This window comes from Streptomyces endophytica (assembly GCF_026153355.1).
Lineage (GTDB): Bacteria > Actinomycetota > Actinomycetes > Streptomycetales > Streptomycetaceae > Streptomyces > Streptomyces endophytica.
This window is the reverse complement of record NZ_CP110636.1, coordinates 6,298,344-6,313,518: the sequence shown is the minus strand read 5'-3', so window position 1 is coordinate 6,313,518 and position 15,175 is coordinate 6,298,344. Positions and strand designations below refer to the sequence as shown.

Sequence of the window (15,175 nt, the reverse complement as noted above, 5' to 3'; positions counted from 1 at the left end):
CGGCGGCGTCGGTGCGGGCGGGCTCCGGCCGGGCAGGGGCGGCGCGGGTCCGCGGGACGTGCGAGAGAAGAGGAGTCGCGGCGACGTGTTCAGCACCCGGCCCACCCTTCAGGGCACTTTCGGGATGGTCTCCAGCACGCACTGGCTGGCCTCGCAGTCGGCGATGGCGGTGCTGGAGGACGGCGGCAACGCCTTCGACGCGGCGGTGGCGGCCGGGTTCGTACTGCAGGTCGTCGAGCCGCATCTGAACGGGCCGGCGGGCGAGGTGCCGATCCTGCTGGCGCCCGCCGGCGGGCCGGTGCGCGTGCTGTGCGGGCAGGGACCGGCACCGGCCGGGGCGAGCGTGGCGCACTACACCTCGCTGGGGCTGGCGCTCGTACCGGGCACCGGGCCGCTCGCCGCCGCCGTCCCCGGGGCCTTCGACGCCTGGATGCTGCTGCTCCGCGACCACGGCACCAAGTCGCTCGCCGAGGTTTTGCGGTACGCCCTCGGCTACGCCGAGCACGGGCACCCCGCCGTCGAGCGGATCGGCCACACCGTCGAAGCCGTCCGGGAACTCTTCGAGACGGAGTGGACGTCGTCCGCCGAGATCTACCTGCCCGGTGGAAAGGCGCCCGCCCCGGGCGGTCTGCTCAGGAACCGGCCGCTGGGCGCCACCTGGCGGCGGCTCATCGCGGAGGCCGAGGCCGCCTCGGCCGGGCGCGAGGCGCAGATCGAGGCGGCCCGCCGTATCTGGCGCGAGGGCTTCATCGGCGTGGCCCTCGCCGACTTCGCGGCCCGCCCGGCCATGGACACCACCGGCGAACGGCACGCCGGCACCCTCACCGGCGACGACCTGGCCGCCTTCGCCGCCAGGTACGAGGCGCCGGTCACCCACGACTGGAACGGCTGGACCGTGGCCAAAGCGGGCGGCTGGTCGCAGGGGCCCGCCTTCCTCCAGCAACTCGCCCTGCTCCCCGACGAGTTGCCCGCGTACGGCAGCCCCGAGTACGTCCATCTGCTCATCGAGGGCTGCAAGCTGGCGATGGCGGACCGGGAAGCCTGGTACGGCGACGCGGACGAGGTGCCGCTCGGCACCCTGCTCGGCGCCGGGTACAACGCCGCCCGCCGGGCCCTCATCGGCGAGCACGCCTCGTACGAGCTGCGGCCCGGCAGCCCGGACGGCCGTGCGCCGCGGCTCAGCAAGCACGCGACGGCGGTGGCGGCCGGCGAGGACGGGTACGGCGACGGGCCGGCGGCTCCGGGACCGTCAGTGGCCTCTCCGTGAGCGGGGCGGGCGAGCCGACCGTGGGAGGCCGGGTGCCCGCGGACGTCGCGCCCGAGGTGGACCGCAGGGGCGCCACCCGGGGCGACACCTGCCATCTCGACGTCGCCGACCGCTGGGGCAACCTCGTCTCCGCCACCCCTCGGGCGGCTGGCTGCAGTCCAACCCCGTCGTCCCGGCCCTCGGCTTCCCGCTCGGCACCCGGCTGCAGATGGCCTGGCTGGAGGAGGGCCTGCCGAACTCGCTCACCCCGGGGCGCCGCCCCCGCACCACCCTCACCCCCTCCCTGGCGCTGCGCGACGGCGTGCCGGTGATGGCCTTCGGCACACCGGGCGGCGATCAGCAGGACCAGTGGCAGCTGCACTTCTTCCTGGCGGTGGCGCTGCGCCCGCAGGTCCGCGGCGGCCCCGACCTGCAGGGCGCCATCGACGCCCCGAACTGGCACAACGACTCCTTCCCGGGGTCCTTCTTCCCGCGCGGCATGCGGCCGGGAAGCGTGACCGTGGAATCCCGGATCGGCACGGCGACCGTCGAGGCGCTGCGGCGGCGCGGGCACCTGGTCACGGTCGGCGACGCGTGGTCCGAGGGGCGGCTGTGCGCGGTGGCGCGGGACCCGGAGACCGGGGTGCTGTCCGCGGCGGCGAACCCGCGCGGGATGCAGGGGTACGCGGTCGGGCGCTGAGCACCTGGTCGTACACCCCGTGGCACCCGGAGTTCATCTCGCGGCAGGCTGCTGTGTCAGTGGCTCGTGGTTCGATGGACACATGATCGAAGCACTTCGTACCCAAGAACCGGGAGACACCACGAACATCACCGATGCCGCTGCCGTCGCGAACGTCACCGATGTCACCGATGTCGATGTCACCGATGCCGGGGTCGCCGGTATCGCCGATGCGGCAGGCGGACCCATGACCCTCTCACCGGACCTGTCCGGGCTGGACCTGGCGGCCGTCGACGCCGCCGTCCGCCGTGCCGCGGCCGACGAGGTCATGCCCCGCTTCCGGCAGCTCGCCGTCGAGGACATCGTCGAGAAGAACGGCCCGCACGACCTCGTCACCATCGCCGACCGGCGCGCCGAGGAGCACCTGACCGCCGCCCTGACCGCCCTGCTGCCCGGCTCCCGGGTGGTCGGCGAGGAGGCGGTGCACGCCGACCCGGGCGTGCTCGACGCCCTGCACGGCGACGCCCCCGTCTGGATCGTCGACCCGGTCGACGGCACCCGCCAGTTCGTCCACGGCGACCCCGGCTTCGCCACCCTCGTCGCGCTCGCCCACCGCGGAGAGGTGCTCGCCTCCTGGACGTACGCCCCCGCGCTCGGCCTGATGGCAGTCGCCCGCCGCGGCGCCGGCGCCGAGCTGAACGGCGTCCCGCTGCGCACCGGCAGCCCCGCCCCGGACGCGATCCTGGACGTGGCGACGTCCCACTACGACTTCACCGACAACGACCAGAAGCGGGTGCTGGCCGCCCTCGACACCGGCGGGATCGCCCCCCGGCCCTGCGGTTCGGCGGGCCTTGAGTATCTCCACGTAGCCCGCGGTGACCTCGACGCCACGGCCTTCAGCTGGGAGAACGCCTGGGACCACGCCGCCGGGCTGCTGCTGGTCCACGAGGCGGGCGGCGCCAGCGGTACGGTCACCGGCCAGCCGTTCCGGATAACCGGCGGCAATGCGCTGCCCTTCACCGCGGCCCGGGACGCCGAAACCGCGCGGCGTATCCTCGGACTGCTGGCAGCCGCCAACTGATCCTCACCGACGAGGGTCGGACGTGAGGGGAGTGGCGCAGGTGCCGAGGATGCTCGATGCCGTGGTGATCGGGGCAGGACCCAACGGCCTGACGGCGGCCGTCGAACTGGCCCGGCGGGGAATGTCCGTCGAGGTCTTCGAGGCCCGCGACACCATCGGCGGCGGCGCCCGTACGGAGGAGCTGACCCTCCCCGGTTTCCGCCACGACCCCTGCTCGGCGGTGCACCCGACCGGCGCCGGCTCGCCGGCCTTCACGAAGATGCCACTGGACCGCTACGGCCTGGAATGGGTGCACCCCGAGCTGCCGATGGCGCACCCGTTCCCGGACGGTACGGCGGCGGTGCTCGCGCACTCCGTCGGCGAGACCGCGATGTCGTTCGGCCCGCGCGACGCCGGCGCGTACCGCCGGCTGGTGGCGCCGTTCATCGGCCGGTGGGACGCGATGGCCCAGGACTTCCTGCGGACGCAGTGGCTCGGGGTCCCCTCCGACCCGCTGACCTACGCCCGCTTCGGCCTGGTCGCCGCGCAGCCGGTCACCCTCCTCAACCGCCGCTTCCAGGGCGAGAAGGCCCGCGCCCTGATGGCCGGCCTCGCGGCGCACGCCATCTCGCCGCTCGGCGGGCTGGGGACCTCCGGCATCGCCCTGATGTTCGCGCTCGCCGCGCACGCCAACGGCTGGCCGGTGGCGCGCGGCGGCTCGCAGGCCATCTCCGACGCGCTGGCCGGGCTGCTGCGGGCGCACGGCGGGGCGGTGCACACCGACTTCGAGGTCAAGCGCCTGGACGACCTGCCGCCGGCCCGAGCGTACGTCTTCGACACCTCGCCGACCGCGCTGGCCCGGATCGCCGGCCTGGGCAACGCCTACCGCGACGTCACGTACGGCCCCAGCGTCTTCAAGATCGATTACGCCATGGCGGAGCCGGTGCCGTGGACGGCCCCGGCCGCCCGCCGGGCCGGCACCGTCCACATCGGCCCCACCAGCACCGAGATCGGCGCCGCGCTCAGTGCCGCCGTCCACGGCCAGGACCCGTCCGTCCCGTTCCTGATCACCGCGCAGCCCAGCCTGATCGACGACACCCGCGCCCCCGAGGGCAAGCACGTCTTCTGGGCGTACGGCCATGTCCCCAACGGCTGGGAGGGCGACGCCACGGAGCTCGTCGAGCGGCAGATCGAACGTTTCGCCCCCGGCTTCCGCGACCTCGTGCTGGCCCGCGCGGTCGCCGGCCCGCCGGAGATCGCCGCCCGCAACGCCAACTACGTCGGCGGCGACACGGCCACCGGCTCCGCGGCCGGCCTGCGCCTGCTCATCCGCCCCAAGCTCGCCCGCATCCCTTACGAGACCGCCCACCCCGCGGTCTACCTCTGCTCCCAGGCCACCCCGCCCGGCCCCGGTGTCCACGGCATGTCGGGCCACTACGCCGCCAAGGCGGTCTGGCGCCGCCTCCGCGCGAACCGTCACTGACCCGGGCCACTCCGCGCCGTACGCTCGCCCCATGAGCTCCGACCGCCCCGCAGCCAGCGCCCCCCGCCTCACCCTCGTCCAGGGCGACATCACCGAACAGGCCGTCGACGCCGTGGTGAACGCCGCCAACTCCTCACTGCTCGGCGGCGGGGGAGTGGACGGCGCCATCCACCGGCGGGGCGGCCCGGACATCCTGACCGAGTGCCGCGCCCTGCGCGCCTCCCACTACGGCCGCGGCCTGCCCACCGGCCAGGCCGTCGCCACCACCGCCGGCCGACTGCCCGCCCGCTGGGTCATCCACACCGTCGGCCCGGTCCACTCCGCGTCCGAGGACCGCAGCGACCTGCTGGCCTCCTGCCACCGTGAATCGCTCCGGGTGGCCGACGAACTGGGCGCCCGCACGGTCGCCTTCCCGGCCATCTCCACCGGCGTCTACGGATGGCCGATCGAGGACGCCGCCCGGATCGCGGTGGAAACGGTGCGGAGCACACGGACCGCGGTGGAAGAGGTGCGGTTCGTCCTCTTCGACGAGCAGGCGTACGCGGCGTTCGCCGCGCAGGTGCACTGACCGGGTACGCGAAGACGGGGCGGCCGCGCGGTCGGGTGAAGAAACGGGCCGGGCGTCCGCGCAAAGCCCGGGCGACCAGCGGGACTTGGCCCCGCGCACGCCGCACGCTCCTCCCGCTCTCGTACATCCGGCGATGCCCCGCATTGCGCGTATTTTCCGTGTTGCACGTTTGTGACCTTCTGGAGTGGCGTCGCCCCGCGTCCCGGTCGTAGCGTGGCGAAGGAAGAGCACGACCGCCCCGCGGGATCGCCGGCTGCCGACCGATTGCCGACCGTATGCCGGGCCCCGCGTCGCAGCCGGTGCGTACGCATACGAAGCGGTCGAGGAGCGGGTATGCGAGCTCAGCGTGCGAAAACCACCTTTCTGGCCTGTGTCGGGGCAGCAGTCGCGGCAGCTACCGTGTCGGCGCCGGTCTCCGCCTCGTCGGCGCCACGGACGCGGCCCGGTACGGCAGTCGTCGACTGCACCGAGAAACCGCAGGTCCGCCCGGGCACCTTCATGCTCGCGTGCGGCGACGGCAACAACGTCCTGACGTCACTTCGCTGGTCACGGTGGCAGCCGCGGGTGGCGGAGGCCGAGGGGCGGGACATGGTCAACGACTGCCGCCCCTACTGTGCGGCGGGCCACTTCCACGGCTACCGCGTCCATGTGCGCCTCGACCAACCACAACGCCGCCCAGGCCACCCCGGTCAGTGGCACTACACCCGGATCACCCTGACCTACCCCGCCGACCGGCCGGCTGCCACACCCAGCGTCGTCACCAGCCGACTTTGGAACTGACGGGGTGTCACCTCCCGTGACTGGCACGGACTCTGACCACCTCGTGTAACAGCACGGCTTCGCCCCGCCTGCATAACTGGCCTTTCACTCGGGGAACTTGACGTGTCGCCAGACAACGAACGGCTCGACAACCGTGGCGGCGCCGGGTGTTGGACGCCAGGATGGGCTCGATAGCGTGACGCCATGCGTTCCGCGAGCGACCTGTATCCGCCCATCGAGCCCTACGATGCCGGGATGCTCGACGTCGGCGACGGCAACCTCGTGTACTGGGAGGCGTGCGGCAACCCGCGGGGGAAGCCCGCGCTGGTCGTCCACGGCGGGCCGGGTTCCGGGTGCAAGGCCCGGGCGCGCCAGTACTTCGACCCGGACCGCTATCGGGTGGTGCTCTTCGACCAGCGCGGGTGCGGGCGTTCCACCCCGCACGCCGCCGGCCCGGCGACGGACCTGCGGCACAACACCACCCCCATCTGCTCGCCGACATGGAACGGCTCCGCCGGCACCTGGGCATCGAGCGCTGGCTGCTGTTCGGCGGGTCATGGGGTTCCACGCTGATCCTGGCGTACGCAGAACGGCACCCGGAGCGGGTCTCGGAGATCGTCATCCCGGGCGTCACCACGACCCGGCGCTCGGAGACCGACTGGCTGTACCGGGGCGTCGGCCGGTTCTTCCCCGAGGCGTGGGAACGCTTCCGGGACGGCGCGACGCGGGGAGCGCGGCGCGCGGACCGGGCGGAGGCGGCGGGTGCCGGGGGCGGGGATCTGGTCGCGGCGTATGCGCGGCTGATGGACGATCCCGATCCGGGTGTACGGGAGCGCGCCGCCGCGGGCTGGTGTGCCTGGGAGGACGCGGTGCTCTCCATGGAGCCGCACGGTTCCGCCAACCCTTACGGGGACCGGCCCTCGGCGGCGCGGCTGGCGCTGGTCCGGATCTGCGCGCACTACTTCTCGCACGGTGCGTGGCTGGCGGAGGGCGTCCTGCTGCGCGAGGCGGGGCGGCTCGCGGGCATCCCCGGGGTGCTCATCCACGGCCGCCAGGACCTGAGCAGTCCGCTGGACACCGCCTGGGAGCTGTCCCGGACCTGGACCGACGCCCGGCTGATCGTGATCGACGACGCCGGGCACAAGGGGAGCGGACGGACCCGAGACGAGGTGATCGGGGCGCTGGACGGTTTCGCGCGGTGAGGCCCGATCGTTCGCGCGGTGGGGCCCGATGCCTTCGCCCGGTCAATCCCGCTCGCTTCGCGCGGTGGGCCGGAGCCGCGCGGGGTTCCGCGAGGGGCGAGGGGCGATCTGCGGCGGTCCTGGTAGCCCGACGTTGATGTCGGATTTCCGCCAGCCCGGGACTCCTCGCTGCGGAATCCTGAAGGCATGCACACCGACACCCAGCGCTGTGTGCGCGCCGTTCAGTCCAAGGACGCCCGCTTCGACGGGTGGTTCTACACGGCCGTGCTCACCACCCGCATCTACTGCCGGCCCAGCTGTCCCGTGGTGCCGCCCAAGCCCCGGAACATGCGCTTCTACCCGAGCGCGGCCGCGGCGCAGCAGGCCGGTTTCCGGGCCTGCAAGCGCTGCCGGCCGGACGCCAGCCCGGGGTCGCCGCAGTGGGACGAGCGGGCCGACCTCGTCGCCCGCGCCATGCGGCTGATCGCCGACGGCATCGTCGACCGCGAGGGCGTCCCCGGCCTCGCGTCCCGGCTCGGCTACAGCACCCGGCAGATCGAACGGCAGCTGCTCGCCGAGCTGGGTGCCGGGCCGCTCGCCCTGGCCCGGGCCCAGCGGGCGCAGACCGCCCGGCTGCTGGTGGAGACGACGCAGCTGCCGATGGCCGAGGTCGCCTTCGCCGCCGGATTCGCCAGCATCCGCAGCTTCAACGAGACGGTCCGGGAGGTCTTCGCGCTGGCCCCGACCGAACTGCGGCAGCGCGCCCGGCCGGACCGCCGGGCGGTCGTCCCGGGCACGCTCGCGCTGCGGCTGCCGTTCCGTCGCCCGCTCAACCCCGACAACCTCTTCGGGCACCTCGCCGCCACCGCCGTACCGGGAGTCGAGGAGTGGCGCGACGGTGCCTACCGCCGCACCCTGCGCCTCCCCTACGGGCACGGCATCGTCGCCCTCGCGCCCCGCCCCGACCACATCGACTGCCGGCTCGCCCTCACCGATCTGCGCGACCTGGCCGGCGCCATCGCCCGCTGCCGCCGGCTGCTCGACCTCGACGCGGACCCGGAGGCCGTCGACGGGCTGCTGCGCGAGGACCCCGGGCTGGCGCCACTGGTCGACAAGGCCCCCGGCCGCCGGGTGCCGCGGACCGTCGACGCCGACGAGTTCGCCGTCCGTGCGGTCCTCGGCCAGCAGGTCTCCACCGCGGCCGCCCGTACGCACGCCGGACGGCTGGTCCGCGCGCACGGCACCCCGGTCGAGGATCCGGGCGGCGGGCTGACCCACCTCTTCCCGCCCGCCACCGCGCTCGCCGGACTGGACCCGGAGGCGCTGGCCATGCCGCGGACCCGCCGGGCCACCCTCCTCGGCGTCATCGCCGCGCTCGCCTCCGGGGAGCTCCAACTCGGCGTCGGCAGCGACCGCGAGGAGGCCCGCGCCCGGCTCGCCGCGCTGCCCGGCGTCGGCCCGTGGACCGTCGAATGCATCGCCATGCGCGCGCTCGGCGACCCGGATGCCTTCACCCCACCGACCTCGGCCTGCGCCGCGCCGCCGCCGGCCTGGGCCTGCCGCACACTCCGGCCGCCCTCATCCGGCACTCCGCGATCTGGCGGCCCTGGCGCGCCTATGCCGTCCAGTACCTCTGGGCGACCGACGACCACCCCATCAACCACCTCCCGACGGACTGAGCCCACTGCCATGACTGCCATGACCGTGCACGCCCCCGCGCCCGACGCGCCCCTGACCCACACCGTCCTCGACGACACCCCGGTGGGCCCGCTCACCCTCGTCGCCGCCGGCGACGCCCTCACCGGCCTCTACATGACCGACCAGCGTCACCGCCCGCCCCAGGAGACCTTCGGCGCGCCGGCGGACCCCGACGACCCGCCGTTCGCCGCGGCCGCCGCCCAGCTCCGCGCGTACTTCCGCGGTGAGCTGACCACCTTCGACCTGCCGCTGGCGCTGCGCGGTACGCCGTTCCAACGGCGCGTCTGGGCGGTACTGTGCACGATCCCCTACGGGGAGACCCGGACGTACGGGCAGCTCGCCGCGCTGCTCGGCACGCCCGGCGCGGCCCGCGCGGTCGGCCTCGCCAACGGGCGCAACCCGGTCGGCATCATCGTCCCCTGCCACCGTGTGGTCGGCTCCGACGGCAGCCTGACCGGCTACGGCGGCGGCCTGGACCGCAAGCGACGGCTGCTGACTTTCGAACGGGCGGAGGAGGGGCTCTTCCCGGAGGCGGCCTGCGGCTGACGGGGGTCGGGGCGGGCCCGGGAGGGTGACGGGGCCTTAGTTAGTACTGCAACCGCATGTGGGGTGTGTGGCCGCGGTGTTGGTAGTGGCTGTGGCGGGCTCGGGCTTGGCTGTGTCTGCGGAAGTGTGACCAGTGCAGACGGTGTTCGTTGGTGTGACAGTGGGGTGTGCGGGCGAGGTGCCCGATCAGGCGGCGGATTTCGGGGACGCTGAGGGGTACGAGGTCGTGTTCGTCGCATCCGCTGCCCCTTTTGCGGCTTGTGTTGCGCGGACGGCGGTCAGGTAGGCCAGGGCCGCCATGGCCAGGGTGATGTGCCGGTACCAGGCCCGGTAGTGCCGCACCTGGTAGTGATCCAGGCCGCACTCGCCCTTGGCGCTCTGGAAGCACTCCTCCACCGCCCACCGCGCTCCAGCCACCTTGACCAGGTCTTTCAGACGCGTAGAGACCGGTCCGAAGCAGACGTAGTAGGCGATGTCGGCAGGGTTGCTGATGTTGCGGCGGGCCAGCACCCAGTGCCCGAACCCGTTCTCCTGTCGCGGCCTGAGGGCGGCGCGGGCCCAGTGATAGATCCTCTGGCCGTGGGCGCCGGCTCCCGCCGAGAGCGGTTTCCATGCCTGCTTCGGGCGGGTGGCGATCAGCTCGTCGACCCGGTACTGCCAGCCGTCGAGACCGGTCACCGTGTCGTTGACCTTGGTGGCCACCACATAAGCCACCTTGCGTTCTTCCAGCCAGGACCGAAAATGGCGGACTTGTCCGTAGGCCTCGTCGGTGGTGACCCAGGCGAAGGGCACGGCCGCGTCCAGGGCGCGTTGCAGCATCCACTTCAGATGCTCGATCTTGGTGGCGAAGGGCACCTCGTCGCCGATCTTGGCCGCCCGGCACCGGGCGCGGTCGTCCGTCCAGGAGGCGGGCAGATACAGCTCGCGGTCGATCAACGCCCGCCCCCGGGTGGAGGCATAGGCCAAGAACGTGCCGACCTGGCAGTTCTCCCTGCGTCCGGCGGTGCCGGAGTACTGCCGCTGGACCCCGGCAGACTTGGTGCCCTTCTTCACAAAGCCGGTGTCGTCGCCGATGAGGATCCCGTCCTTGGTCCCGATGGTTTCCACGACGAAGTCGCGGACATCGTCACGGACGGCGTTCTCGTCCCAGTCCGAATGGTTCAGCAGCCGCTGGACGCCGTCCGGGCGGAGCTGGCCGACCTGCTCGGCCAGCGTCCAGCCGTTCTTCCTCTCCAAAGGGGCCAGGAGGCCCCGCAGGTAGTCCAAGGCCCGGTCTCGTGGCTCTGACCTGCCGAAACGATGCCCGATGCGGGCATGCAAATCCGCTATTCCCTCGGACCACGACTCGATCTGCTCAACCGTCAGCGACTTCTCACACAGTCACACCAACGAGCCCCAGCCCACACGGTCACACCACATGCGGTTGCAGTATTAGGGGGCGGGCGAACAGATCACCTAGGGACCGCAGGCGCCCCCTGCGGGGCCCCAACGCGGTGGGGGCGCGGCGCATTCCCGTGGCGGCGTTCCCGACGGTGCACCCGGTGGCGGACCTTACGGTGCACGCGGGTCCCTACGGCATACCCGGCGGCGTTCCCGACGGTGCACCCCGTAGGGAGTCCTGCAGCGCTCCCTACGGTGCCCCCGGTGGCCGGAGGCCCTCCAGCAGTGCGCGGACCGTTTCGGTCGCGAACTCCCGCTCGTCTTCGGGGAGTAGTGCGCCGGCGGGCGCCTTGGCGTCGAAGAACAGGTCGAGGAAGGCGCGGTGGAAGCAGGCGCCGACGAGCAGTGTGGCCGCCGCGTGCGGGTCGACGCCGGAGGTGATCCGGCCCAGCTTCTGCTCGGCTGTCAGGTAGGCGGCCAGATGCTGGACGGCGTTCTGCGGCCCGTCGGTGCCCAGTTCGTCCAGCTTGCGCCGGTGGGTGTCCAGCAGCTCGGGGCTGGCGAAGAGCGAGGCGGCGATCGGGAACGAGCGCCGGTAGAAGTGCAGGGCCGTCAGCGCCACCTCCTCCAGGTGCCGGGCCGGGCCGCGGTCGTCCCCGACGGCGTCCGGCAGCCGCCGCAGCGCGTCCGAGAACCGCGGCGCGCGCTCGTGCAGCACCCGGACGAAGATCTCTTCCTTGTTGCGGAAGTGCTTGTAGAGCGCCGCCTCGGAGCAGCCGGCCTCCCGGGCGATCTGCTTCGTCGTCGTACGGGTCAGGCCCACGGTCGTCATCAGCGCGGCGGCGGCGTCGAGGATGCGGGAGCGCGTCAGCGCGCCTCCGGTCAGGGGAGCGGCGGCGTCGGAGGTCATGGGCCGAGCCTACCTTGACAGGTGGGTGAATACTCACTCACTCTGGTGGGTGAGTGCTCACTCACCCTCGCGTGTCACTCACCACGGGCGGATGTGCGTCCCACTCGTGCCCGCTCTCCTGCCCGCTCTCGTGCCCGCTCTCCATCCCGCTCTCCTGCTCGTTCCGCAGCCCTACCTCGTCCCGGGAGGGACCATGAAACTCACCGTGCTCGGTGCCTCCGGCGGCGTCGGCCGGCAGCTCGTCACCCACGCCCTGGCCGACGGCCACGAGGTGACCGCCGCGCTGCGCAGCCCGGAGAAGCTGACCGAACGCCATGAGCGGCTGACGGTCGTCCGCACCGACCCGCTGGACGCCGCCTCCGTCAAGACCGTGGTCGACGGCTCCGACTCGGTCCTCTCCGGCATCGGCCAGGCCGGCCGGCACGATCCGCTGCGCCCGGCGTCCACCTCGGCGCGGGCCGTGGTCGAGGCGATGACCGCCACCGGCGTACGGCGCCTCCTGGTGGTCAGCGCGGGCCCGCTCAACCGCACCGGCGCCGGTCAGCCGTTCCTCAGCCACCGGGTGTTCGGGCCCCTGCTGTGGGCGGTCCTCAAGGAGGTCTACACGGACCTGACGCGGATGGAGGCGGTGCTGCGCGACAGCGGACTCGACTGGACCGCGGTCCGCCCGCCCCGGCTGCTCGACACCCCCGGTGAGGGCCGCTACCGCCACGCGGTCGAGGCCGGACCGGCCGGTTCCGTCATCGCCCGTGCCGACGTGGCCCGGGCCATGCTCGACCTCGTCACCGACCCCCGCACCTACGGGCACGCCGTCGGCGTCAGCCGCTGACCGCGGGCCCGTACGGCTCCCGCCGAGGGCTCACCCGCACCCGGGAGACGCGGCCGCGCCCCTTAACCGTGCCCCGGCGACGCGGCCGCGCCCCCTCCCGCGCACCGGAGACGCGGCCGCGCCCCCACCCCTCACCCGCGCCCCGGAGGCTCCGCCCCCACCACGTCCCGCACCTCGTCCACCAGCCGTTCCGCCTCCGCCAGCGAGCGCCGCAGCTCGTCTCCCGTACGACCGAGGCGGGCGAGCAGGGCGGTGGCGCGGTCGGCGAAACCGGGTGGGGTGTCCGGCAGGGCCGCAACGGCGGCGAGGGCGCCCTTCTCGTTGAGGCACCAGGCGCCGTGGTGCGCGTACAGGGCCTGGACGAGCTGGCCGATCGCCCGGGACAGGCACAGGGCCGCGTGCAGCACGTCCTGCGCCGCGGACGACTTGCCCGCCATCGCCACCGAGAACCCGGCGTCCCAGACGGCAGCGCCGGTCAGGGACGTCCGCAGCGCGGGAGGGTAGGCGCGGGCCTCCTCCTTGAGGGCGGACAGCTCCCCGTCGGTGTCGGCGAGCACCCGGCCCAGCGCCACCTCGCCCGCGTACGCGGGCGACCAGAACCCGAGCGGATGACCGGGCTGCACACCGGTCTCGTAGCGGCCCGCCCGGCAGTCCTTCCAGACCCGCCGCACCCGGTCGAGGTCGCGCAGGATCCAGTCCACGTGCCGGCCGTCGGGCAGGACGAGCCAGGCCCCGCCGTTCACCCACGGGCCCCACGCCCCCGGACCGAACACCTCGACCGGCCCGCCGGTCACCTCGGCGGCCAGCGCTTCCAGCCCCGCCAGATCCAGCTCGCCGCGGTAGTACACCCCCAGGTCCCAGTCGGAGTCCGCCCGATGCGTCCCCCGTGCCCGGCTCCCCCCGAGCATCACCCCGACCACTCCCGGCACCCGCGCGATCTCCGCGGCGATCTCATCCATGCCGGCCACCCTAGGCAGACGGGCGGCCGGCGCTCACGTCATTTCCGGGCGGCGGCCGCTCCCGCGGGCGGGACGCCGTCCTCCAGTTCCGCCGGGCCGCGGCCGTCCGCGAGGGCCTTCAGGGCCGCGCCGATGCGCAGCGCCATCTCCTGGCTGACCAGGGTCCGGGCCTCCTCCCAGTCGACCAGGCGCCAGGACAGCAGCTCCTCCTCCTGGAGCCGGATCGCGGCGAACCGGTCCGCGTCCAGCACCCCGCCGTCGAAGAGATACGACACCAGCGGCGGCCGCCCCTGCCCGCGGACCCAGTCGACGGCGAGCAGCGGGCCCAGCTCGACGTCCAGGCCGATCTCCTCGGCGGTCTCGCGGCGGGCGGCCTGGCGCGGCGACTCGCCGACGTCCGACTCGACGGTGCCGCCCGGCAGGATCCAGGTGTCGCGGTAGTTGGGCTCCACGAGCAGGATGCGGCCCTGCGCGTCACGGAAGAGGGCGCCGGCGCCCGCGATCACACGGGGCAGGCCGGCGATGTAAGCGGCGTAATCCAAGGTCGTCACGGGCGCGAGCCTAGAGCCTGCCCGGGGGATCTTCGAGGCGCATTCCGGGGCGCTCGAAGCGTCCGCGTACCGGAGTGCCCTGTTCGCATCGCCGCGCGCCGGATAAGGTCACAGCGGCGCGACTGCCAGTTCGAAAGCAAGGGGAAACACGGTGGCGGACGCAGCAAGGACAAACACAGCACATGTGCTGATCGCCGCGGACAAGTTCAAGGGTTCGCTCACGGCCGTCCAGGTCGCCGAGCACGTCACGGCCGGTCTGCGGCGCGTGGTCCCCGGTCTGGACGTGGCGGCCGTCCCGGTCGCGGACGGCGGTGACGGGACCGTCGCCGCGGCGCTCGCGGCCGGCTTCACCCGCCATGAGGCGCGGGTCACCGGCCCCACCGGCACCCCGGTGACGGCCACCTTCGCGCTGCGCGAGGACGGCACCGCGGTGGTGGAGATGGCGGAGGCGTCCGGCCTCCAGCACCTCCCGGAGGGCGTCTTCGCGCCCCTGACGGCCACCACGTACGGCACCGGCGAACTGCTGCTCGCGGCCCTGGACGCGGGCGCGACCACGATCGTCTTCGGCGTCGGCGGCAGCGCCACGACCGACGGCGGCGCGGGCATGCTCGCGGCGCTGGGCGCCCGGTTCCTGGACGCGGACGGCAATCCGGTCGCCCCCGGCGGCGGCCCGCTGCGCGAGCTGGCCACGGCCGACCTGTCGGGCCTGGACCCCCGGCTGGCCGGGACCGAGGTCGTGCTCGCCAGCGACGTGGACAATCCGCTCACCGGCCCCAAGGGCGCCCCGGCGGTCTACGGCCCGCAGAAGGGCGCCGGTGAGCAGGACGTCGCCGCGCTGGACGCGGCGCTCGCGCACTACGCCCAGGTACTGGAGCGGGCGGTCGGCCCCAAGGCCGCCGAGTACGCACTGGCGCCCGGCGCGGGCGCGGCGGGCGGGATCGGCTACGGCGCGCTGGTCGGCCTGGACGCGACGTTCCGGGCCGGTATCGACGTGATGCTGGAGGTGCTCGGCTTCGCGCCGGCGCTGGCCCGCGCCACGTTCGTGATCACCGGCGAGGGCTCGCTGGACGAGCAGACCCTGCACGGCAAGGCCCCGGCCGGTGTCGCCGCCGCGGCCCGGGCGGCGGGCCTGGACGTGGTCGCGGTCTGCGGCCGGCTCCAGCTGCCGCAGGAGGCCCTCACCCGGGCCGGTATTCAGCGGGCCTACGCGCTGACCGACCTGGAGTCCGACCCGGCCCGCTGCATGGCGGAGGCGGGCCCGCTGCTGGAGCGGGCGGCGGAGAACCTCGCCCGCGACTTCCTTCTCTGACCCGCGGCACGCGAGAA

11 protein-coding genes and 3 pseudogenes are annotated in these 15,175 nt (G+C 73.8%); 10 read left to right on the top strand and 4 right to left on the bottom strand.

All coding sequences use genetic code 11. From position 1 onward, the window contains the following. Positions 1–85: 85 nt before the first annotated feature. The 8 genes and pseudogenes from OJ254_RS28195 to OJ254_RS28160 all read left to right on the top strand — a co-directional run bounded on the left by OJ254_RS28195 (position 86) and on the right by OJ254_RS28160 (position 9,220). Positions 86–1,946 (top strand): annotated as a pseudogene (locus OJ254_RS28195) (gamma-glutamyltransferase family protein). A gap of 226 nt (positions 1,947–2,172) precedes the next feature. After that, positions 2,173–3,006: an inositol monophosphatase family protein gene (locus OJ254_RS28190; RefSeq protein ID WP_423836045.1), complete on the top strand. Its 834-nt coding sequence runs from the start codon at positions 2,173–2,175 to the stop codon at positions 3,004–3,006. Between the two features lie 40 nt (positions 3,007–3,046). After that, positions 3,047–4,468, top strand: a complete 1,422-nt coding sequence (locus OJ254_RS28185) for a phytoene desaturase family protein (protein WP_265364621.1) — start codon at positions 3,047–3,049, stop codon at positions 4,466–4,468. Positions 4,469–4,499: 31 nt separating this feature from the next. Beyond that, positions 4,500–5,036 (top strand): O-acetyl-ADP-ribose deacetylase, encoded by a 537-nt coding sequence (locus OJ254_RS28180; protein ID WP_265364620.1) that lies wholly within the window; start codon positions 4,500–4,502, stop codon positions 5,034–5,036. Between the two features lie 333 nt (positions 5,037–5,369). Next, entirely contained in the window at positions 5,370–5,816 is a 447-nt protein-coding gene (locus OJ254_RS28175; protein WP_265364619.1) for a hypothetical protein, read from the top strand. 183 nt (positions 5,817–5,999) lie between these two features. After that, positions 6,000–6,997: pseudogene (gene pip, locus OJ254_RS28170) on the top strand (prolyl aminopeptidase). 186 nt (positions 6,998–7,183) lie between these two features. Then, positions 7,184–8,655 (top strand): annotated as a pseudogene (locus tag OJ254_RS28165) (AlkA N-terminal domain-containing protein). Continuing rightward, positions 8,594–9,220 (top strand): methylated-DNA--[protein]-cysteine S-methyltransferase, encoded by a 627-nt coding sequence (locus OJ254_RS28160; protein ID WP_341483744.1) that lies wholly within the window; start codon positions 8,594–8,596, stop codon positions 9,218–9,220. Before OJ254_RS28165 ends, OJ254_RS28160 begins: the two are co-directional and overlap by 62 nt. 186 nt (positions 9,221–9,406) lie before the next feature. Here OJ254_RS28160 and OJ254_RS28155 read toward each other — a convergent pair whose 3' ends face one another. Together OJ254_RS28155 and OJ254_RS28150 are read right to left on the bottom strand one after the other, a co-directional pair. Beyond that, entirely contained in the window at positions 9,407–10,570 is a 1,164-nt protein-coding gene (locus OJ254_RS28155) for an IS701 family transposase (protein WP_265365060.1), read from the bottom strand. Between the two features lie 280 nt (positions 10,571–10,850). After that, positions 10,851–11,510 carry a TetR/AcrR family transcriptional regulator gene (locus tag OJ254_RS28150; protein ID WP_265364618.1) on the bottom strand — a complete coding sequence of 220 codons (660 nt, stop codon included), beginning with the start codon at positions 11,508–11,510 and terminating at the stop codon, positions 10,851–10,853. A gap of 193 nt (positions 11,511–11,703) precedes the next feature. On the opposite strand from OJ254_RS28150, the gene OJ254_RS28145 reads away from it, so the two are divergent. Continuing rightward, on the top strand, positions 11,704–12,339 hold the full coding sequence (locus OJ254_RS28145) for an NAD(P)-dependent oxidoreductase (protein WP_265364617.1): 636 nt from the start codon (positions 11,704–11,706) through the stop codon (positions 12,337–12,339). Positions 12,340–12,470: 131 nt separating this feature from the next. Here the strand turns inward: OJ254_RS28145 and OJ254_RS28140 are convergent, their stop codons facing one another. Beyond that, positions 12,471–13,298 carry a nucleotidyltransferase domain-containing protein gene (locus OJ254_RS28140; RefSeq protein WP_265364616.1) on the bottom strand — a complete coding sequence of 276 codons (828 nt, stop codon included), beginning with the start codon at positions 13,296–13,298 and terminating at the stop codon, positions 12,471–12,473. A 38-nt stretch (positions 13,299–13,336) separates the two neighbouring features. Then, entirely contained in the window at positions 13,337–13,849 is a 513-nt protein-coding gene (locus tag OJ254_RS28135; protein ID WP_265364615.1) for an NUDIX domain-containing protein, read from the bottom strand. A gap of 184 nt (positions 13,850–14,033) precedes the next feature. On the opposite strand from OJ254_RS28135, the gene OJ254_RS28130 reads away from it, so the two are divergent. Next, positions 14,034–15,158: a glycerate kinase gene (locus OJ254_RS28130; RefSeq protein ID WP_265364614.1), complete on the top strand. Its 1,125-nt coding sequence runs from the start codon at positions 14,034–14,036 to the stop codon at positions 15,156–15,158. Positions 15,159–15,175: the final 17 nt, after the last annotated feature.

Excerpts from the sequence above, each read along its gene's own strand:
- OJ254_RS28190 (WP_423836045.1), top strand. The coding sequence starts at position 2,173 with ATGACCCTCTCACCGGACCTGTCCGGGCTGGACCTGGCGGCCGTCGAC.
- OJ254_RS28180 (WP_265364620.1), top strand. The coding sequence starts at position 4,500 with ATGAGCTCCGACCGCCCCGCAGCCAGCGCCCCCCGCCTCACCCTCGTC.
- OJ254_RS28175 (WP_265364619.1), top strand. The coding sequence starts at position 5,370 with ATGCGAGCTCAGCGTGCGAAAACCACCTTTCTGGCCTGTGTCGGGGCA.
- OJ254_RS28160 (WP_341483744.1), top strand. The coding sequence starts at position 8,594 with ATGCCGTCCAGTACCTCTGGGCGACCGACGACCACCCCATCAACCACC.
- OJ254_RS28150 (WP_265364618.1), bottom strand. The coding sequence starts at position 11,510 with ATGACCTCCGACGCCGCCGCTCCCCTGACCGGAGGCGCGCTGACGCGC.
- OJ254_RS28145 (WP_265364617.1), top strand. The coding sequence starts at position 11,704 with ATGAAACTCACCGTGCTCGGTGCCTCCGGCGGCGTCGGCCGGCAGCTC.
- OJ254_RS28140 (WP_265364616.1), bottom strand. The coding sequence starts at position 13,298 with ATGGATGAGATCGCCGCGGAGATCGCGCGGGTGCCGGGAGTGGTCGGG.